The organism is Brevundimonas sp., from assembly GCF_041648115.1.
In the GTDB taxonomy this organism is placed as follows: Bacteria; Pseudomonadota; Alphaproteobacteria; order Caulobacterales; family Caulobacteraceae; genus Brevundimonas.
The window spans coordinates 108,695-126,926 of record NZ_JBAZPR010000008.1; the positions used below are offsets into that span (position 1 = coordinate 108,695).

Consider the following 18,232-nt stretch of genomic DNA (forward strand, 5'->3'; position numbering starts at 1 on the left):
TCCATGTCGTATATGCAGATCGCTTCTGAAGAGACCCTGCGCGCCGGTCGCAAGATCGTGGAACAGTATGGCAGCTGGTCGGCCGCCATCGCCAAAGGCGAGCGCCGCGACGACGGCGTCGTTGTGCTGCCTGCGCCACCTGCGGTTCAACCCGCCAGCAAGCCGACTCAGATCAAGAAGCCGGCCCGCGCCGCTTGACTGTCACCCTGGGGGTCGCCTGGGCGCTTTTCATCCTTGCGCCGGGCCTGGCGGTGTTCGCCGCCCTCTATACCTCGGGCGGCGGCAAGGTGGTCGCACCCGCCCCGCCGGCTCCCAACTCCTTCACAGCCCTGTCCATCGTCATCTTTGGCGCACTAGCGGCTCATGCGGCGGGCGCGGGCCTGTTCGTTCTCAACGACCTAGCCGCCCATCTACTGCCGTCGATCCATGTGCCCTGGAACCCGAACCCCTACGCCTACTTCCTGGCCGCGCGACCGAAGGACGACCCTTTCCTAGGCTTGGAGGCGTGGTTCCTTCTCAGCGTTTTGCTGGCCCTGTCCTACGGCGCCTATCTGGCGATGCGGGGGGCGATCAACCAGGCTGAACGCACCAGCATCACCCGTCAGCAGCAGGAACTGCCCCAAACGGCGACTCCCCTGTTCCGTTTCCTCTACGGGGGCTGGGCTTCGATCCTGACACAGCTCAGCCCAGAGCCTGACTACAACAAGCACTTGGCCGCCTATGTCGTCACCGACATGGAGATCGAGGACAGTTGGGTCGGCTACGAAGGCGAGGTCGAAAGCCTTTCCCTCGATACGGACAAACAGATCGTCGCCCTGACGCTGAAGAACTGCCAAGCTTTTCGCTTGGTCTCGACCCAGACCGGCCTCAGCCACAAAGTCGTCCGCCGCACCATCCCGATTCCTCTCATGCTGATCGAGCGGTCGCAGATCAAGAACATCGCCCTCCAGGTTGTCTTCCAGCGCAAGTCCCTTCCCAAATGACCCTGCGCACTCACCTCGTCGAGTTCGCCCCGCCCCAGCAGGCGGCGGTGCGGCGGATCAACGCCGTCCTCGCCCGCGCGCCGCGCCTGCGCACCGACGGCTGGCGTATCGATGCGGGTCAGCGGCTGTCGCTGTGGCTGGACGCCGCCGCCGGGCGGGTCACGGTCCCCCGCCTTCGCAAGCGCGGCGTGACGGTCGAGATCATCCAGACCGACGGCGACCATCCCGTCCCCTTGCGCATCCTGCATCCTGTCGGCACGCCCCGCGCCGTCATCCTGGACATCCACGGCGGCGGCTGGGTGCTGGGCAGCGCCGGGCTGAACGACCGGCTGAACGCTCATCTGGCCCACCACGGCTTCTGCGTCGTCTCGGTCGATTACCGCCTGCTGTCGGAACGTCGCCAGATCTATATCGACGCCGCCATCGCCGACTGTCTGGCCGCCGCCTACTGGACCGTGACCAACGTCGATCGGCTGGGCGCCTCGACCCTGTTCCTGACGGGCGAATCCGCCGGCGGGCATCTGGCGGCCCTGACCGCCGTGGCCCTGCGCGACCAGGGGCTGATCGACCTGGTGAAGGGCTGCGTCTTCACCTACGGCGTCTTCGACCTGTCGGGGACCGAGAGCGTGCGCTCGGCCGGACCAGAGACCCTGCTGTTCAACGGCCCGACCATGCGCGCCGACCTGGCCCGGTTGGCCCCTGATCGCGACGAGGCGGGCCTGCGCCGGCCCGACGTGTCGCCTCTCTATGCCGACCTGACCGGCCTGCCGCCCGCCCTGTTCATCGCCGGCGAGGACGACCCCCTGTTCGAGGACAGTCTGCTGATGGCCACCCGCTGGGGCGAGACCTCGGACGCCGACCTCATCCGCGTGCCCCAGACCCCGCACGGCTTCCTGCACTTCGGCGGCCCGGCCGCACGGGGCGCGCGCAGAGCGATCCGCACCTGGCTGGATGCTCGGATTTAGAGCCTTCGGGCCCCAGGTTCTGGACTCATAAGTTCTGAGCCAAAGTCTTGTTGAAGCGAGCAGTACGGCGGCGAGGAAGTTGCGGACGAGTTTGTCGAAGCGGGTGGCGACGCGTCAGAAGTGGTTGAGCTTGCAGAAGTAGCGCTCGACGACGTTTCGGTGTCGGTAGATGGCGGGGTCGATAATGGCCTGGGCTTCATGGCCTCGGTCGGCGACCAGAGCCTTGGCGGGTTTGAGGCTGTCGATCAGGGCCTCAACGGCGGCCTTGTCCGAGGCCCGACCGGCCGAGAGCACGATCCGCAACGGCAGGCCGTCCTGATCGACCAGGGCGTTGATCTTGGTGCTCAGTCCTCCACGAGAACGGCCGATGGCGTGATCCGGACCCCCTTTTTTCACCGGCGGCGTGCTGGTGGGCCCGGATGATCGCAGCCGCCGCCAAGGACGGCAGCACCGCCAAGGGCGCGACGGCCCTGCCGAACGTCTATGGCGACATCGCGCCCTGATGCTCGCCTCGGAAGCGGTCGAGGGGCGGCGCTATGACGAGGGCATCGCCTATCTGGATCGCGCGCTGAAAGTGCAGCCGAAAAACTGGCTGTTGCTCGTTGAAAAGGCCGCCGCCCTGCAAGGGCTGGCGCGTTGGAACGACGCCCTGGTGCTGGCTGACGCGGCCCTGGCGGACGACGACATGCTGATGGTTCTGCATCGCGGCCCGTTCCATCGCCGGCGCGGCTTCAGCCTGATCGAACTGGGCCGACTGGACGAGGCGAAGACTGCCTACGAGGCCGCGCTCGAAATCGATCCGGCGGACGCAAACGCCAAGCGCGAACTGGACTATATCGCACAGCTGAGGGCCGGCGCCCCGCCGACCGCGCCCCAGGTGATCTCTCCCCTGTCGCCAACGCCTGCGCCGCCGACCAGCTAAAGCAACCGGCCGCCGGCCTCGTGCGCCAGCAGCCAGCGCTTGCGCTCCAGCCCGCCGGCATAGCCGGTCAGCGTTCCGTTGGCTCCGATCACGCGGTGGCAGGGCACGATGACGCCGACGGGGTTGGCGCCGTTGGCCAGGCCAACGGCCCGCACGGCCTTTGGCGCGCCGATCGCGGTCGCCATCTGGCCATAGGTGCGCGTCTCGCCGGTCGGGATGTCGCGCAGCGCCTTCCACACCGCGCGTTGAAACTCGGTGCCGCCGGTCTTCACCTCGACAGCGTCGAAGGCGGTCAGGTCGCCGCCGAACCAGGCCTCGACCGCCTGGCGCACCGGCTGCGGCGCACGGCCTTCAGTCAGCACGACCTCGCCATAGTGGCGGCGCAGCAGCAGCCGCAGCCGCGCCTCGTAGTCGTGGAAGTCCAGCGCCCGCACCGCGCCGTCCGCATCGGTGACGACCAGCACCTCGCCCACGGGCGACGCGATCCGGTCCAGGGTCAGATGCATCTCAGGCTGCTTGGTCATGTCGCCGCTCCTCGATCAGGGTCCAGTACAGGGCGCCGTAAGCCCGCCACGGCCGCCACCACTCCGCGCGCGCCAGCAATCCGGCATCCGTGGTGTCCAGCCGGTCGCTGGGCGCATCCTCGCCGGCGTCGATCCAGTCGCCCGCTGGTCGCAATCCCGGCCGGGCCTCGACGGCCGCCCGCAGGACGGGATCGGCCGACGGGTCGCGCGTGATCGCCTCGGGATCGGCGGCGAGGTCGAACACGCGCCGCACTCGCGCCAGCACGCCGGGCAAGGCCTTCAGTTCGCCGACCCGCGCCTCGACCGACGCCTTGCCGGTCGAGGCGGGGCGCACTGTCACCGACCCGTCCGTGCCGTCCACGTCTACTCTCAGCCGTCGGGTCCATGCGCCGTCGGCCACCACCTCGTCCGCGACGCCGCGCATCGCCAAGGTCGTCATCATGGCGGTCCAGTCATAGGGCGGGCGATAGGACTGGCCGATCTTGACCACCCCGCCCGGCTCGCTTTCGATCCTGCGTCGCCGCAGGTCGGACGGCGCCCGGCCATACAGAGCCTGGAAGGTCTCGTTGAACCGCCGCACGCTGCCGAAGCCGGAGGCCATGGCCACCTCGGCCATCGAAAGGTCGCTCTCGTGGATCAACTGTTTGGCCAACAGCACGCGCCGGGTCTGGGCCACGCTGACCGGCGCAGCGCCCAGATGCGGGCGGAACAAGCGGCGCAGTTGCCGTTCGCCCATGCCCAGACGTGTCGCCAAGGCCTCCGCATTGCCCGTGTCCAGCGCCCCCGCCTCGATCAGGGCCAAGGCGCGACTGACCGTGTTCGACGTGCCGCGCCAGGCGCCCATCTCGGGCGCGGTCTCGGGCCGGCAGCGCAGGCAGGCCCGAAGCCCCGCCTCCTCGGCCGCCGCCGCCGTCGGATGAAAGATGACATTCTCCCGCTTCGGCGTTCTCGCCGGACAGACCGGCCGGCAATAGATCCCGGTCGAGGTCACGCCCGTGAAGAAACGCCCATCGAAACGCGCGTCCCGCGCCACCACGGCGCGCCAGCAGGCGTCCTGATCCAGAGGCTGTTCCATGAGGAAAGGATGCCCCCGCCGCCCCGCGATGTCTCGCGGTTTTCGGACATGGATCGGATCAGTCCTTGAGGAAGAACAGCCCCTCCACCGTCGTCTCCAGCGCCCGCGCCAGTTCCAGCGCCAGGACGGTGGAGGGCACGAAGACGCCGTTCTCGACCGTATTGATGGTCTTGCGCGACACGCTCGCCTTGTCGGCCAAGCTTTGCTGGGTCAGGCCTGCGGCGGTGCGCAGTTCCTTGAGCCGTGACCCCAGTCTTGGATCACCCATCGCGACCGGCCTCCCGGTCCAGCCAAGCGAACCGCAGGCCCGCCGACGCGCCGCCCAACGCCAGCACATAGGGTAAGGCCATCACGCCATAGTCCGCGCGCCACATTCCCAGACCCAGTGCGACCGTGACGCCGCTCATCAGCACCACGAAAGCCAGAATGATCGACCGCGCCCTCATCACCTGGGTCAGCTCGTCCTCCAACAGGCGGCGGTTCTTCTGCGCATGCCAGTCCCAGCCCATGACGAGGACGGGGATCAGCCAGCCGTACAGGACCGGAGTCAGTATCTGGATGTAGGCGCCGAAGTTGTGGTCCCCGCCCAGCACCCTCAGCATGGCGCTGTGGGCCTGCACTATGAACATCAGCATCATCACGGGATAGATAATCAGCTGTCGTGCGCGCACGCGCTGCAGCTTGTCGCGGCGCGACCCCTCTCCGCTTGCAGCGACATTGATCGGCTGGCCGGGCCTCCCGCACCAGGCCATAAGCCCCCCCACGATCAAGAGGCCAAGACCGACGCCCGCAGCCACATCTGCCGTCGTCGCTTGATCGCCGTCTGCCCCGACTAGAACGGCGAAGCCAGCGCCATTGACTAGGGCGGCGGCGCCGACGACCACAATCGCGATGCCGCCCCACCAGTATTTGCGCCGTTCCGTTTTCACCCGTAGCACGGCAGCGTTTTCGTCATTGTTCATCACAGCCTCCTGAAGTAACCTTGAGGTGACATATCACCTATAGGTTACACGCCGTCAAGAGGCGACCGTCACATGGGCCAGAACAGCAGGATCGTCGGCGGTCCGATGACCAGCACCAGCAGGCTCAAGGGTGCGCCCAGCTTCGGATAGTCCGAGAATTTATAGCCGCCTGGCCCCATGACCATGGTGTTGCACTGGTGTCCGATGGGGGTCAGGAAGTCGCACGCGGCCCCCACCGCAACCGCCATCAGGAAGGGGTCGGGCCGATGGCCCAGCTGCTGGGCCAGAACACCGGCGATGGGCGCCACGACCAGCACCGTGGCGGCGTTGTTCAGGAAGGGCGTCACCGCCATCGACGCGGCCATCATTCCCGCCACGGCGACCACCGGCGGAATGCCCTCGAAAAGCCCCTTGAGATGACTGGCGATCAGGTCGGCGCCGCCGGTCTGCTGGATGGCGTCGGACACGGGGATCAGCGCCGCGATCAGAACCAGCAGCGGCCCATCCAGCGCCGCATAGGCATCTCGCATCCGCAGGCCACCCAGGGCGACGATCACCACCGCGGCGCCGAAGAAGGCGATGGCCACGGGAAGGATGCCGAACCCCACCATCACCATCGCCGCCGCCAGCACCACCGCCGGCAGGTATTTGCGCCTCTTGCCGCCCAGCCGCACCTCGCGCTCGGCCAGCGGCAGCAGTTGCAGCGCCGTCAGCACCTTGGGCATCGCCGCCTCGGACCCCTGAAGCAGCAACACGTCGCCCGCCTGAAGCTTGGCCGTTCTCAGGTGCTGCGTCAGCTCATAGCCGCTGCGCGACACCCCCAGAAGGTTCAGACCGTGCTGGCCGTAAAGGTCCAACTGGCGCACCGACTGACCCGTCAGCGGGGATTTGGCCCCGACCACCGCCTCGACCAGATTGACCTCGTCCTTGGCCTGTTCCAGCAGCACCGGCCGGTCGCCCCGCACCAGCGTCAGCTTGGTCGCATCGATGAAGGCTTCCAGCGCCTCGTGGTCGCCCTTCAACAGCAGGGTGTCGCCCGGCTGGACCAAAGTATTGCCACGCGGCCTGGCGCGCCGCTTGCCGTCCCGGATCAGGGCCATGATCTCGACCGCGTCGGCCGCCAGCGCCACCAGGGCGGTGATCGTCGTCGGCGCCCGCATCCAGTCGTCCGGCGCACGCGCCTCGGTCAGATAGGCGTTGGCCGAAAGGGCCGCCGACAGGCCCAGCGCGCCGGTTCGATCCTTGGGCAGCAGCCGATAGCCGAACGCCAGAAACGCCAGCGCCGCCGCCGTCAGCGCCAGACCGACGGGCGCATAGTCGAACATCTGGAATGGTTGGCCGACGATGTCCTGACGCACCTCCGCGACCAGGATGTTGGGCGAGGTGCCCACCAGGGTCACCATCCCGCCCGCCATGGCGCCGAAGGCCATCGGCATCAGCAGGCGTGACTGGGGCGTGCCGGTCCTGCGCGACACCTGAAGCGCCACCGGCATCATGATCGCCAAGGCGCCGACGTTCTTGGTCACCATGGACAGCAGGGTCACCGCCGTCGTCAGAACCGGAACCTGGCTGCGTTCGGTCTTCAGGTGCGGCAAGACTCGCTTCAGCGCCATCTCGACGATACCGGACCGGGCGAAGGCCGCCGACACCACCAGGGCGCAGGCGATGATCACCGTCACGTCGTTGGCGAAGCCCGCGAAGGCGTCCTCCGCCGGAATCACGCCGACGGCGAGACCCGCGACCAACGCCGCCAGCGCCACCAGGTCATAGCGGAACCGACCCCAGATGAAGGCCGCCACCGTCAGGCCGACCAGGCCGAACGCCAAACCCTGTTGTAATGTCACGCGATGATCCCGCCCCCGTTGCGGCCTGAACGGCGCCGCTTGGCCCCAACGGTGCAGCCGTCCGAAGGTTCAGCAATCAACCGTCGGAAAGGGGTTACCTATCGCCCCCTCACCGCCCGACGACCAGTCGCGCCGCCGCCCGGACCACCCGTACCGCCTCGGCGGCGAAGGCCCACACCACGACCACCATCAGGATGGTCGCCACGCCGCCCACGTCCTCGCCGGAACGGCCGATCAGCACCCGCACCCGCTCCACGAACTCTGTCACGGTCCCGACCCAGATCAGCGGCGACAGGGCCGACCAGAACCAGACCCACAGCAGGCCCCAGGCCGCCGCGATCCCGAACGCCAGATCGCCCAGCGCCGTCACCCGCACATTGCCGCCCGACGCCGCCCGCATCAGGTCGAACCCGACACGGCACGCCGCGAACAGGGCGACCGGCCAATAGGCGGCGCTCACCATGTCGGCCAGGATCCGTCCATAGTCGACGCCATCGACGACCCCCGCCAGCTCTTCCGGCCGGATCGGCGCGACCTGAAGCAGGCCCGTCCACCACATCAGCACGACGGTCCAGCCGATGGCGCTGGCCACCGCGCGGGCCACCGGCGACATCTCGGCGCTCTTGCGGACGTCGGCGCCAGGCTTGGCTTTCGGCGAAGACCAGTCGCCCCGCGCCAGCCGCTGGCCCCACTGGTCGGCGTCGAAATCGCCGCCCAGTTCGAACAGGCCCAGATCCTTGACCCGCCACTTGGCGATGAAGTCCGGCTTCTTCTCCTGCCGCTCCAGCACGAAGCCGGCGACGGTCAGCAGTCCGATGATGGTCACGGCCCCGCTGAACAGGCTGGCGATGCCCTGCCCGATCGCCTGACCCACATAGACATCGCCGACCAGCACCCGCACCGCCAGCCCAACCAGGGTCACGCAGGCCATGACCGACAGCCCGACCTTCACCCCGAACATCCACCAGGGATAGAGCTCCGGCCCGATCAGCGCCTGAGGCCCCGAGCGATAGCGCGCCGCCACGGTCAGGGGGTGCCCGACCTCGCGCAGCAGGGCCTCGACCTCGTCGTCGCTGGGCGCACGGCTCAGACGCGCCTCCAGCGCCTCCAGCCGATCCATGATCTCGTCGCGCAGTTCGGCGACGATGTCGTCGCGACTGTCCTTTGGCAACTGCGCCGCCAAGGCCTTCAGATAACGTTCGACCAGGTCCATGCCGGTCTCTCCCTCTTTCCCGGTGTTCACAGCATCTTCTCCAGCGAGGCCGACAGGCCGCGCCATTCGGTCGCCAGCCGTTCCAGCATCGCCTCGCCGCGCGGCGACAGGCGGTAGAACCGCTTCTTGCGCCGCTCCTCCTCACGCCATTCGCTGTCGAGCAGGCCCTGGCTCTCAAGCCGGCGCAGCAGCGGATAGAGGGTGCTCTCCTCCATCTCGACCCCGACCTCGCCCAGGGCGACCCGCAGCGAATAGCCGTATTGCTCGCGCCTGAGGCTCGCCAGCACAGCCAGGATCAACGACCCCCGCCGCAGCTCCAGCCGCAAGCTCTCGAACAGCAGCGCCTCGTTGTTCTCGCTCACGCGCCATCCCCGTGCGTCACATAGTGTGTGATACACAGTGTATGGTACATACTGTGTGAGGGAGTCAAGCCTGGCATTGCGCCGTCTTGTCTATTCCGGCGCCCGGACAAAGAAAAAGGGCGGCGGACCGAAGTCCGCCGCCCCTATTCAGTTCGAGACAGTCGTTCTTAGAACGACTTGGAGACGTTGATGAACGCGCTACGTCCAACATAGTCGTAGCCGGAGTACAGAACGGTATCGCCAACCTTGTTGTAGGCGCCCTGCGAGATCGGCGGCAGATCCGCGTCGAACAGGTTGCGAACACCAGCGGTGATCGTGATGTCGTTCATCGAGTACTGGGCGGAGATGTTGTGCGTGAAGTACTCGTCAACATCGAAGACGTAGTCGGCCAGACCCGTGGCGCCGACGAACGCGGTCGAGTCCATCGCGTCGATCCATTCCACGCCATAACGAACCCGGTACGGACCCCAAGCGTAGCTGACATTGCCGGTCGCGGTCCACTCGGGCGAACCCAGGATTCCCTTCTCTTCGCGGATGGGATCATCCGAGAAGAGCTGGCTGTAGATTTCCAGGAACTGAGTGGCGCCCAGGTTCACGGTAACGCGGCCCGGACCGATGTCTGCGTTCCAACGCGCGTTGTAGTCGATGCCGCGAACCTTGTCGGTGGCGACATTGGTATAGCTGTCGCGAACCGTCAGAGCCTGCGTTCCAGCGTTACGCGGATCGATCAGACGGCAGAAGCCGTTGTCGGCGGTGAAGTCGGCCGGGTTGGAGTCGTAGCAGCGCGACAGGATGTTGGCGGCGCCGATACGGCTGACGCCGTTCTCGACGGTGATCTCGTAGTAATCGACGGCGAACGAGAGGTTGCCGAAGCCCGACGGAAGGGTCGGCTGCAGGATTACGCCGGCCGTGAAGTTCTTCGAGGTTTCAGCCGCCAGAGCGCCCGAACCCGCGCCACCCGAACTGATGACGGTGATGCCGTTCGTGGCGCTGAAGCCGGCCGGCAGGCCTTGGCTGGCGCAGTTGGCTGCACGGTTCGCGAAGACGCCAGGAGCGTCGTAGTTGTTGCAGGGATCGCTCGACTGGTTGAGGAAGCCGCTCGTTGCGCCCTGGAACTGTTCGAACAACGCAGGTGCGCGGTACGACGTGCCATAGGTGCTGCGAACCGACAGCCACGACACCGGCGTATAGACGAGGCCGGCCTTGTAGGTCGTGTCGTCGCCGTAAGAATCGTAGTCGGTGTAACGACCCGACAGGTTCAGGCTGAGTTCCTTAGCGAAAGGCAGGTTTGCCAGAAGCGGGATTTCCAGCTCGCCGAAGACTTCCCAGACCTGGTCCGAACCGCGCGTGGGCGCCGAAGTCGTCAGGTTGAACAGGTTGCCGTTGACGCTGTCCACAGGCGGCGAGTCGTTGATCGACGCATCACGCCATTCAGCGCCCAGGAAGGCGGTGACTTGACCGGCAGGCAGGGTGAACAGCGGACCGTCGATACCGGCCGAGATGGTCTTCTCTTCATACACGGTGGTGCCGGTCACAGGGCGGAAGACGTAGTCTTTCCAGTCCTGCGGCAGGGCGCCGCCGATGGTCTGGCTGGTCAGGAACGGCGCAGCGATACAGCCGGCGGTCGGGTTGGTGATGTTGACGGCGCAGGTGACCGAGCCCTGGACACCGGTCGGCAGAATGCCGGTGCGAACCAGGCGGGCGGGCGTGCCGGCCGGAGCAGCCACGACGTTCAGCGAGTCGCGCAGACGGTCGGTCAGGAACGATTCGAACACATAGGTCGAGTTCGAACGCGCATAGCTGGCGTAAACGTCATAGCGCCATTCGGGCAGGAAGAAGTCGCCACGGATGCCGGCGGTCGACTTCGTGAAGTCCACTTCCTGCGTGCTCGTGTCGTTGCCGAAACCGATGAAGGCGCGGACGCCGACGTTGGTCGTGGGCGTCGCCGAAGTCGGCTGAGGGCCCAGGAACGTCGAGAACTGCAGGTTGCCCGGGATCAGCAGGCTGCCCTTGTTGTAGTCCAGCGACAGTTGGCGATAACCGGTCTGGCTCGACTTGCGGCGGTTCACCAGGAATTCGCCATAGACCTCGGCGTTGCCGAGCGCCTTCAGGTCATACGATCCTTCGACGAAGGCCGTGCCGACTTCGACCGGCGAAATCAACGAGCGGTTCAGGAGGCGCGGCTCGAATGTGTCACGGATGTTCAGGTTCAGGCCCGTAGCGCCCACACCTTCAAAGCCGACGAGGCCCGTGCTGACGGCCGAGTTCGGACGGAAGCGGTTGAAGGTGCCGGCATAGGTGGTGGGAACGCCTGCGGCGCCAACGCCAGCGGTGCTGCTGGTGCCGATGGTGTTGATCGTCACGCCGTTCGAGCCGGTGCCGGTGACCGGATAGCATTTACGCTGGCCGGTCAGGGGATCGACGAAGTCGGAGAAGGCGCCGGTCGTGCGGTTCAGGCGGTAGTCGGTGTTGCAACGCGTGAACTCACGGTCGCCGAGGGTGATTTCCTCGCGGTTGTAGTATTCTGCCGAGCCGGACAGGTGGAAGCGATCGCCCTGCAGGCCAGCGACGACCGAGTAACGCGTCTGCTTGCCGGCGCCGTCCGCTTCCATAGGAGCATTCAGTTGGGCTTCGAGGGTGATCCCATCGATGTTGTTGCGCGTGATGACGTTGACGACGCCGGCGACGGCGTCGGAACCGTAGATCGACGAGGCGCCGTCCTTCAGGACTTCGATGCGCTCGATCATGGCGGTCGGCAGGACGTTCAGGTCGGCCGAGCCGACGGCGCCGCGCGAACCGGCGGGCGCAACGCGACGGCCATTCAGCAGGATCAGGGTGCGGGTCGCACCCAGGCCGCGCAGCGACAGGGTGTTGGCGCCAGGGCCACCGTCGGTCACGAAACCGCCGTAGGAGTTGTTGATCTGCGACGAACCGCTGGTGACGGCGGTGCCTTGCAGCACTTCGGTCGTGGAGGCGAAACCGGCCAGGGTCGACTCTTCGCGCGTCACGACCTGAATGGGCGACGGCGAGTTGTAGGTGTCGCGGCGCAGACGCGAGCCGACGACCACAACCTCTTCGACGTTCGTGGCGTCTTCGGCTTCGGTCTGGGCGTTCGTGCGGGTGGTGGTTTGTGCGGATGCGGCCGATGCCGAGCCGATGACCGCTACGGCAGCCAGGCCGGCGACCATCGTCGAGCCTAGAAGCTGGTTTTTCAATTTCAGCATGTGGTTGTACGCCCCTCTTCGTGAATCTGAACGATCCGTCGTTTACCAACGACCGAGTCCATCGGTCCTTACACGAAGGCCGATACGAAGCGACAGCAGGCCGGTCGCCTTTTGGTCACTTTCCGACCACCGGCGTTACATTTCCGCCACATAACGCTGATGTGACAAATGCGTCAAAAATGCGTGAAATGCAGGATTACGCGCACGGCTCGTTCACTACCAGTGCTGATACGTGGACGTTTTTTTTGAGCCACAACGTAAGCAGTGACTTTTTCGGAAGTGAACATTTTCGTGCGATTTGGGCGGCGAAGCTTGGCGTCTTGAGGCCGATGATTTTGCATTCAAGGCCAAAAAAGGGCGGCGGACCGAAGTCCGCCGCCCTTCCCAAACCAAGATCGCCCTTAGAACGATTTCGTCAGATTCACGAAGGCCGTGCGTCCCAGATAGTCGTAGCCCGAATACAGCGGAGCGTTGCCGACCCGGTTGTAGAAGCCGGACGAGATGGTCGGGGGGTCTTCGTTGAACAGGTTGCGCACGCCAGCGGTCGCCGTCCAGCCATTGGCCGAATATTGCACCGACGCGTTGTGCAGCCAGTAGTCGTCGACTTCCAGATCCAGATCGGACGTGACCGGATCTTCTTCATAGTAGGCATAGCTGTCGGTGCCCTGGATCCACTCGACGCCGTAACGCACGCGCCACTTGTCCCAAGCGTAGGAAACGTCCGTCGTGCCGGTGAACTCCGGATTGTTGAGCATACCGGTGAAATCTACCAGCGGATCTTCGGCGAACAGTTTGCTCGATATTTCCGTGTACTGCGTCACAGCCAAGTTGAACAACGCCGTGCCGGGACCGACATCCCTGCGATAACGCACGGTGTAATCCAGACCCTTAACATTGTCGGTGGCCAGGTTGATGTAGCTGTCCTGGACCGTCAGGCTGTTGTCGACCGTGCTGCGCGTGACCAGACGGCAGAAGCCGTTGTTGGCGGCGAAGTCGGCAGGGCTGGAATCGTAGCAGCGCGTCAGGATTTCGGCTGCGCCCGTCCGAGAGACGCCATTGTCGACCTCGATTTCGTAGTAGTCGACGGCGAAGGACAGAGCGCCCCAGTTGGACGGCAGCGGCGGCTGGAGAACCAGGCCGACCGTCATGTTTGTCGATGTTTCGGCCGACAGACCGGCGTCTGCGCCGCCCGAAGTGACGACACGAACGCTGGTGACCGACTGGAAGTCGCCCGGCAGGCCTTGGGCCGTGCAGTTGGCGACACGGTTCGGGTTCACGTTCGGCGCGCCGTAGTTGTTGCAGCGATCCAGCGTGTTGGACTGGAAGCCGGTCGTTGCGCCCACGAACTGTTCGAACAGGGCGGGCGCGCGATACGACGTGCCGTAGGTGCCGCGAACCGTGACCCAGTCGATGGGACGATAGACCAGACCGATCTTGTAGGTCGTGTCGTCGCCGTAAGAGTCATAGTCGGTGTAGCGGAACGAACCGTTCAGCGTAAGTTCCTTGGCGAACGGCATATCCGCCAGGATCGGTGCTTCGATCTCGCCGAACACTTCTTTCACCGAGTCCGAGCCGCGCGTGATGGACGAAGTCGAGAAGTTGTAGGTGTTGCCCAGTTGGCTATCGAGACCCGGCGTGTCGTCGATTTCCGATTCACGCCATTCGGCGCCGAAGAAGCCCATCACGCGACCAGCCGGCAGGCTGAACAGCGGACCATCGATGCCGAAGCTGACGACCTTCTCGGTGAACTCGGTCGTGCCGGTCACCGGGCGGAAGACGTAGTCGACCCAGTTCTGAGGCAGCACGCCGCCGATCGTCTGAGTGTTCAGAACCGGAGCGGCGACGCAGCCGGGATTGGCGCCCAGTTGAGCGCACTGGAACTGGCCCGGCGCGGTCTGGACGACATCCAGGCTCTCGATCAGGCGATCCGTCAGGAACTGCTCGCTGGTGTAGGTCGATTTGGAGCGCGAGTAGCTGAACGATGCGTCGTAGCGCCATTCTGGGATGAAGAAGTTACCCTTGATGCCCGCGACATAGCGGCCGAAATCGACTTCCTGCTCGGATTGGTCGTTGCCGAAACCGATGAAGGCGCGCACGCCGACGTTCTGGCCCTTGTTCAGGCCTTGATCGGCGAAGACGACGCTGTTCTGGAGGTTGGCCGGGATCAGCGGGCTGCCGACGGCATAGTCCAGCGCCAGTTGGCGGTACCCGGTCTGCGAAGACTTGCGACGGTTGAACAGGGCTTCGCCATAGATCTCGGCATCGCCGAGCGCCTGCAGCTGATAGCCTGCCTCGCCGTAAAGGGTCGTGATCTCGACCGGCGAGATCAGCGACTTGTTCAGCATGCGATCTTCGAAGGTGTCGCGCACATTGACGTCGTTGGCGCCGCCGCCGACGCCTTCGAAGCCGATCAGACCCGTGGTGACGGCCGAGTTCGGACGCCAGCGGTTGAAGGTCGTGCCGACCGCGCCTGCCGCACCGATGCCTGCGGTCAGGTTGGTGCCGATGGTGTTGATCGACACGCCGTTCGAGCCGGTCGTGGTGATCGGATAGCATTTCGACTGGCGGGTCAGCGGATCGATGAAGTCCTGACCGTTGCGGAAGCCGTCCGTCTGGCAACGCGTGAACTCACGGTCGCGCAGGGTCAGTTCGTCGCGCTCGTAGCGCTCGACCGAGCCGGCGGCCCGCCAGCGATCGCCGCTGGTTCCGGCCGTCAGCGACAGACGGGTCGAACCGCCGGCGCCATTGGCTTCCAGCGGCTCGTTGCGCTGGGCTTCGATCGTCACGCCGTCGATGTTCTTGCGGGTCTGGATGTTGACCACGCCGGCGACGGCGTCGGAACCGTAAACCGACGAGGCGCCGTCGCGCAGGATTTCGACGCGGTCGATCATCGCGGTCGGCAGCACGTTCAGGTCAGCGGCGCCGACAGAGCCGCGCGAGCCGGCCGGCGAAACGCGACGGCCGTTCAGCAGCACCAGAGTGCGGCTCGGCGACATGCCGCGCAGACCGATGGTGTTGGCGCCAGGGCCACCGTCGGTGACGTAGCCGCCGTAGGAGTTGTTGATCTGCGACGTGCCGCCTGTGACGGCCGTGCTTTGCAGCGCTTCGGTGGTCGAGGCGAAGCCCTGAAGGGTGGCTTCTTCGCGCGTCACGACCTGGGTCGGCGACGGCGCATTGTAGTTGTCGCGACGAATGCGCGACCCGATGACGACGACCTCATCGACGGTCGACGCTTCACCGGCTTGAGCGACGGAAGCATCCTGTGCCGCAGCAACGGATGGAGCGAACATCGCAAGCGATGCTGTAACAATTCCGCCGACTATGGTCGACGCAAGGAGATGGTTCTTACGGTTACGCATACGCCTCATTCACAATCTGTATTGACACGATACTTAACGACACCCGCGTATCTCGGATATGTATCACCGATATACGTAATATATCGATTGTGTGACAGCCCTAGGCGCAACCAAGAACAACCACAACTGAAAAAGTCACACAAAAGTTCGTAACGAGGTCAAATTAAGCGCAAAATGCCGCAGTTGAGGCCGCAACAAAGCACGATGTTTTTACATTGCGACGTTTTCTGGCCTTTTTTACTCCCAACATCCGAGATGAACCGTCTTGGCGCTCTGTGCGCTATGGCGTCATTCCGTAGCGCTCACTAAGTTCTGTTCATGAACCGTTCTTCGACGCCGAAGCCCGCCGCCGCAAAGCCGGCCAAGCCTGTTCACGTGCCCAATCCGGGCGTTCAGGAGGCCTCCGCCCAGTTTGTGCGCGATACCGGCAAGCCGGCCAAGTCCATGCCGGTGTTCGCGCCGGTCACCGGCCCGCGCCTGACCCCGGAGGAGCCCATCGCGGCGCCCGCCGACTGGGTGCCGCACCGCCCCTCGCACGAGGGCAAGAAGAAGGGTGGCCGCTTCCGGCTGGAGACGAAATACACCCCCGCCGGCGATCAGCCCGCCGCCATCGCCGAACTGGTGGCCCAGGCGGGCGCCGGCGACCGCGATCAGGTGCTGCTGGGCGTCACCGGCTCGGGCAAGACCTTCACCATGGCCAAGGTGATCGAGGAAACCCAGCGCCCGGCCCTTATCCTGGCCCCGAACAAGACTCTGGCGGCCCAGTTATACTCCGAGTTCAAGAGCTTCTTCCCGGACAACGCCGTCGAATACTTTGTCAGCTACTACGACTACTATCAGCCAGAAGCCTATGTTCCGAGAACTGACACCTACATTGAGAAGGATTCGTCGATCAACGAGCAAATCGACCGGATGCGGCACTCGGCTACTCGGGCTATACTAGAACGGGAAGATGTCATCGTCGTGGCGTCGGTCAGCTGCATCTACGGCATCGGGTCGGTGGAGACCTATACGGCGATGACGTTCACGCTGAAGGTCGGGGACCAGATCGACGAGGCCAAGCTGAGGGCGGATCTGATCGCGCTGCAATACAAGCGCAACGATCTGAACTTCGACCGGGGGATGTTCAGGAAGCGCGGGGACGTGATCGAGATCTTCCCGGTCCACCTGGAGGATCGCGCCTGGCGCATCAGCCTGTTCGGGGACGAGCTGGAGGCGATCCAGGAGTTCGATCCCCTGACCGGCAAGAAGACCGCCGACCTGACCGAGATCACCGTCTACGCCGCCAGCCATTATGTGACCCCGCGCCCGACGCTGAACCAGGCCACCAGCGGCATCAAGGCCGAGCTGAAGGAGACGCTGGACTGGATGGTCGAGAACGGCAAGCTGCTGGAGGCGCAACGCCTCGAACAACGCACCCGGTTCGATCTGGAGATGATGGAGGCCACCGGCAGCTGCGCCGGGATCGAGAACTATTCCCGCTGGCTGACCGGCCGCGCGCCGGGCGAACCTCCGCCCACCTTCTTCGAATACATCCCCGACAACGCCCTGCTGTTCGTGGACGAGAGCCACGTCACGGTCGGCCAGATCAACGGCATGTTCCGGGGCGACTACCGCCGCAAGTCGACGCTGGCGGAATACGGCTTCCGCCTGCCCTCCTGCATCGACAACCGCCCGCTGAAGTTCGAGGAATGGGAGGCCATGCGCCCCCAGACGGTGCACGTCAGCGCCACCCCCGGTCCGTGGGAGATGGAACAGGCGGGCGGCGTCTTCGTCGAGCAGGTGATCCGCCCCACCGGCCTGATCGACCCGCCGGTGGAAATCCGTCCGGTCAGCGGCGTGACCCGCAACCAGGTCGACGACGTCATCGACGAGGTCAAGGCGACGACGGCCAAGGGCTACCGCAGCCTGGTCACCACCCTGACCAAGAAGATGGCCGAGGACCTGACCGAATATATGCACGAGCAGGGCATCCGCGTCCGCTACATGCACTCCGACGTCGATACGCTGGAGCGGATCGAGATCCTGCGCGACCTGCGGCTGGGGACCTTCGACTGTTTGATCGGCATCAACCTGCTGCGCGAGGGTCTGGACATCCCCGAATGCGGCCTGGTCGCCATCCTGGATGCGGACAAGGAGGGCTTCCTGCGCTCCGAGACCTCATTGATCCAGACCATCGGCCGCGCCGCGCGCAATGTGGACGGCCGCGTCATCCTGTATGCCGACCGCATGACCGGCAGTATGGAGCGCGCCATCGCCGAGACGGACCGCCGCCGCGAACGCCAGGTCGCCTACAACACCGAACACGGCATCACGCCCGAAACGGTAAAACGCGACATCAAGGAGATCATGGACAGCCCCTATGAGTCGCGCGAGATGGATCGCCTGACCAGGCCGGGCGTGGCCGAGGCCTCCAAACCCTTCGTCGGCTCCAACTTCCAGGCCGCCCTGCGCGACCTGGAAGGCCGCATGCGCGAGGCCGCCTCCAACCTGGAGTTCGAGGAAGCCGGCCGCCTGCGCGACGAGATCAAGCGCATGAAGCTGATGGACCTGGAGTTCGCCAACGAAGCCCTGACCGGCGCGGGGGAAGCGGTCGATAAGTCGGCGCCGAAACGGTGGCGGGCGGATGCGGCGGCGGAAGCGCAGGAGCGGTTCAGGAAGGGGCGGCTGTAGACTGCCTCCTTCTCCGTGCAGATACAGACCTACGAATCAGGATAAATTATACAGATGGCAGCTCCACATGCTCACACTCGTCTATCTCCGGCCAATCTGCGCGTCCTAGGCGCAGCAATACATCTA

The 18,232-nt window shown here is 65.2% G+C and carries 14 protein-coding genes and 2 pseudogenes; 5 read left to right on the top strand and 11 right to left on the bottom strand.

Annotation, left to right across the window (positions count from 1 at the left end; genetic code table 11):
* Nucleotides 1-3 precede the first annotated feature (3 nt).
* The 3 genes from WC597_RS09010 to WC597_RS09020 are packed head-to-tail and all read left to right on the top strand — an operon-like array spanning nt 4 to nt 1,948.
* Nucleotides 4-198: a hypothetical protein gene (locus tag WC597_RS09010; protein WP_295173307.1), complete on the top strand. Its 195-nt coding sequence runs from the start codon at nt 4-6 to the stop codon at nt 196-198.
* Nucleotides 195-983: a hypothetical protein gene (locus tag WC597_RS09015; protein ID WP_372693018.1), complete on the top strand. Its 789-nt coding sequence runs from the start codon at nt 195-197 to the stop codon at nt 981-983. Before WC597_RS09010 ends, WC597_RS09015 begins: the two co-directional genes overlap by 4 nt.
* Nucleotides 980-1,948, top strand: a complete 969-nt coding sequence (locus WC597_RS09020; RefSeq protein WP_372693019.1) for an alpha/beta hydrolase — start codon at nt 980-982, stop codon at nt 1,946-1,948. The genes WC597_RS09015 and WC597_RS09020 overlap by 4 nt, the downstream gene beginning before the upstream one ends.
* Before the next feature lie 21 nt (nt 1,949-1,969).
* Here the strand turns inward: WC597_RS09020 and WC597_RS09025 are convergent.
* Nucleotides 1,970-2,116: pseudogene (locus WC597_RS09025) on the bottom strand (IS5/IS1182 family transposase); the annotation flags it as partial.
* A gap of 69 nt (nt 2,117-2,185) precedes the next feature.
* Nucleotides 2,186-2,369: pseudogene (locus WC597_RS09030) on the bottom strand (IS5/IS1182 family transposase); the annotation flags it as partial.
* An 81-nt stretch (nt 2,370-2,450) separates the two neighbouring features.
* Here WC597_RS09030 and WC597_RS09035 point away from each other — a divergent pair.
* Entirely contained in the window at nt 2,451-2,870 is a 420-nt protein-coding gene (locus WC597_RS09035) for a tetratricopeptide repeat protein (RefSeq protein ID WP_372693082.1), read from the top strand.
* Here the strand turns inward: WC597_RS09035 and WC597_RS09040 are convergent.
* The 9 genes from WC597_RS09040 to WC597_RS09080 form a co-directional block, all read right to left on the bottom strand.
* Entirely contained in the window at nt 2,867-3,394 is a 528-nt protein-coding gene (locus tag WC597_RS09040; protein WP_372693020.1) for a methylated-DNA--[protein]-cysteine S-methyltransferase, read from the bottom strand. The genes WC597_RS09035 and WC597_RS09040 overlap by 4 nt on opposite strands.
* Nucleotides 3,378-4,469, bottom strand: coding sequence for a bifunctional transcriptional activator/DNA repair enzyme AdaA (locus WC597_RS09045; RefSeq protein ID WP_372693021.1), 1,092 nt, complete (start codon nt 4,467-4,469; stop codon nt 3,378-3,380). The genes WC597_RS09040 and WC597_RS09045 overlap by 17 nt, the downstream gene beginning before the upstream one ends.
* Before the next feature lie 58 nt (nt 4,470-4,527).
* On the bottom strand, nt 4,528-4,737 hold the full coding sequence (locus WC597_RS09050; protein ID WP_372693022.1) for a helix-turn-helix transcriptional regulator: 210 nt from the start codon (nt 4,735-4,737) through the stop codon (nt 4,528-4,530).
* A complete protein-coding gene (locus WC597_RS09055) occupies nt 4,730-5,431 on the bottom strand; it encodes a hypothetical protein (protein ID WP_372693023.1) in 702 nt (233 codons plus the stop codon). The genes WC597_RS09050 and WC597_RS09055 overlap by 8 nt, the downstream gene beginning before the upstream one ends.
* 68 nt (nt 5,432-5,499) lie before the next feature.
* A complete protein-coding gene (locus WC597_RS09060) occupies nt 5,500-7,275 on the bottom strand; it encodes an SLC13 family permease (RefSeq protein ID WP_372693024.1) in 1,776 nt (591 codons plus the stop codon).
* A 109-nt stretch (nt 7,276-7,384) separates the two neighbouring features.
* A complete protein-coding gene (locus WC597_RS09065; RefSeq protein ID WP_372693025.1) occupies nt 7,385-8,518 on the bottom strand; it encodes a hypothetical protein in 1,134 nt (377 codons plus the stop codon).
* On the bottom strand, nt 8,515-8,850 hold the full coding sequence (locus WC597_RS09070; RefSeq protein WP_372693026.1) for a PadR family transcriptional regulator: 336 nt from the start codon (nt 8,848-8,850) through the stop codon (nt 8,515-8,517). Before WC597_RS09070 ends, WC597_RS09065 begins: the two co-directional genes overlap by 4 nt.
* Nucleotides 8,851-9,017: 167 nt before the next feature.
* Nucleotides 9,018-12,074 (bottom strand): TonB-dependent receptor domain-containing protein, encoded by a 3,057-nt coding sequence (locus WC597_RS09075; RefSeq protein ID WP_372693027.1) that lies wholly within the window; start codon nt 12,072-12,074, stop codon nt 9,018-9,020.
* 401 nt (nt 12,075-12,475) lie between these two features.
* Nucleotides 12,476-15,364 carry a TonB-dependent receptor domain-containing protein gene (locus tag WC597_RS09080; protein ID WP_372693028.1) on the bottom strand — a complete coding sequence of 963 codons (2,889 nt, stop codon included), beginning with the start codon at nt 15,362-15,364 and terminating at the stop codon, nt 12,476-12,478.
* A gap of 387 nt (nt 15,365-15,751) precedes the next feature.
* Here WC597_RS09080 and uvrB point away from each other — a divergent pair, with 387 nt between their 5' ends.
* On the top strand, nt 15,752-18,106 hold the full coding sequence (gene uvrB, locus WC597_RS09085; RefSeq protein WP_372693029.1) for an excinuclease ABC subunit UvrB: 2,355 nt from the start codon (nt 15,752-15,754) through the stop codon (nt 18,104-18,106).
* The last annotated feature ends 126 nt before the right edge of the window (nt 18,107-18,232 follow it).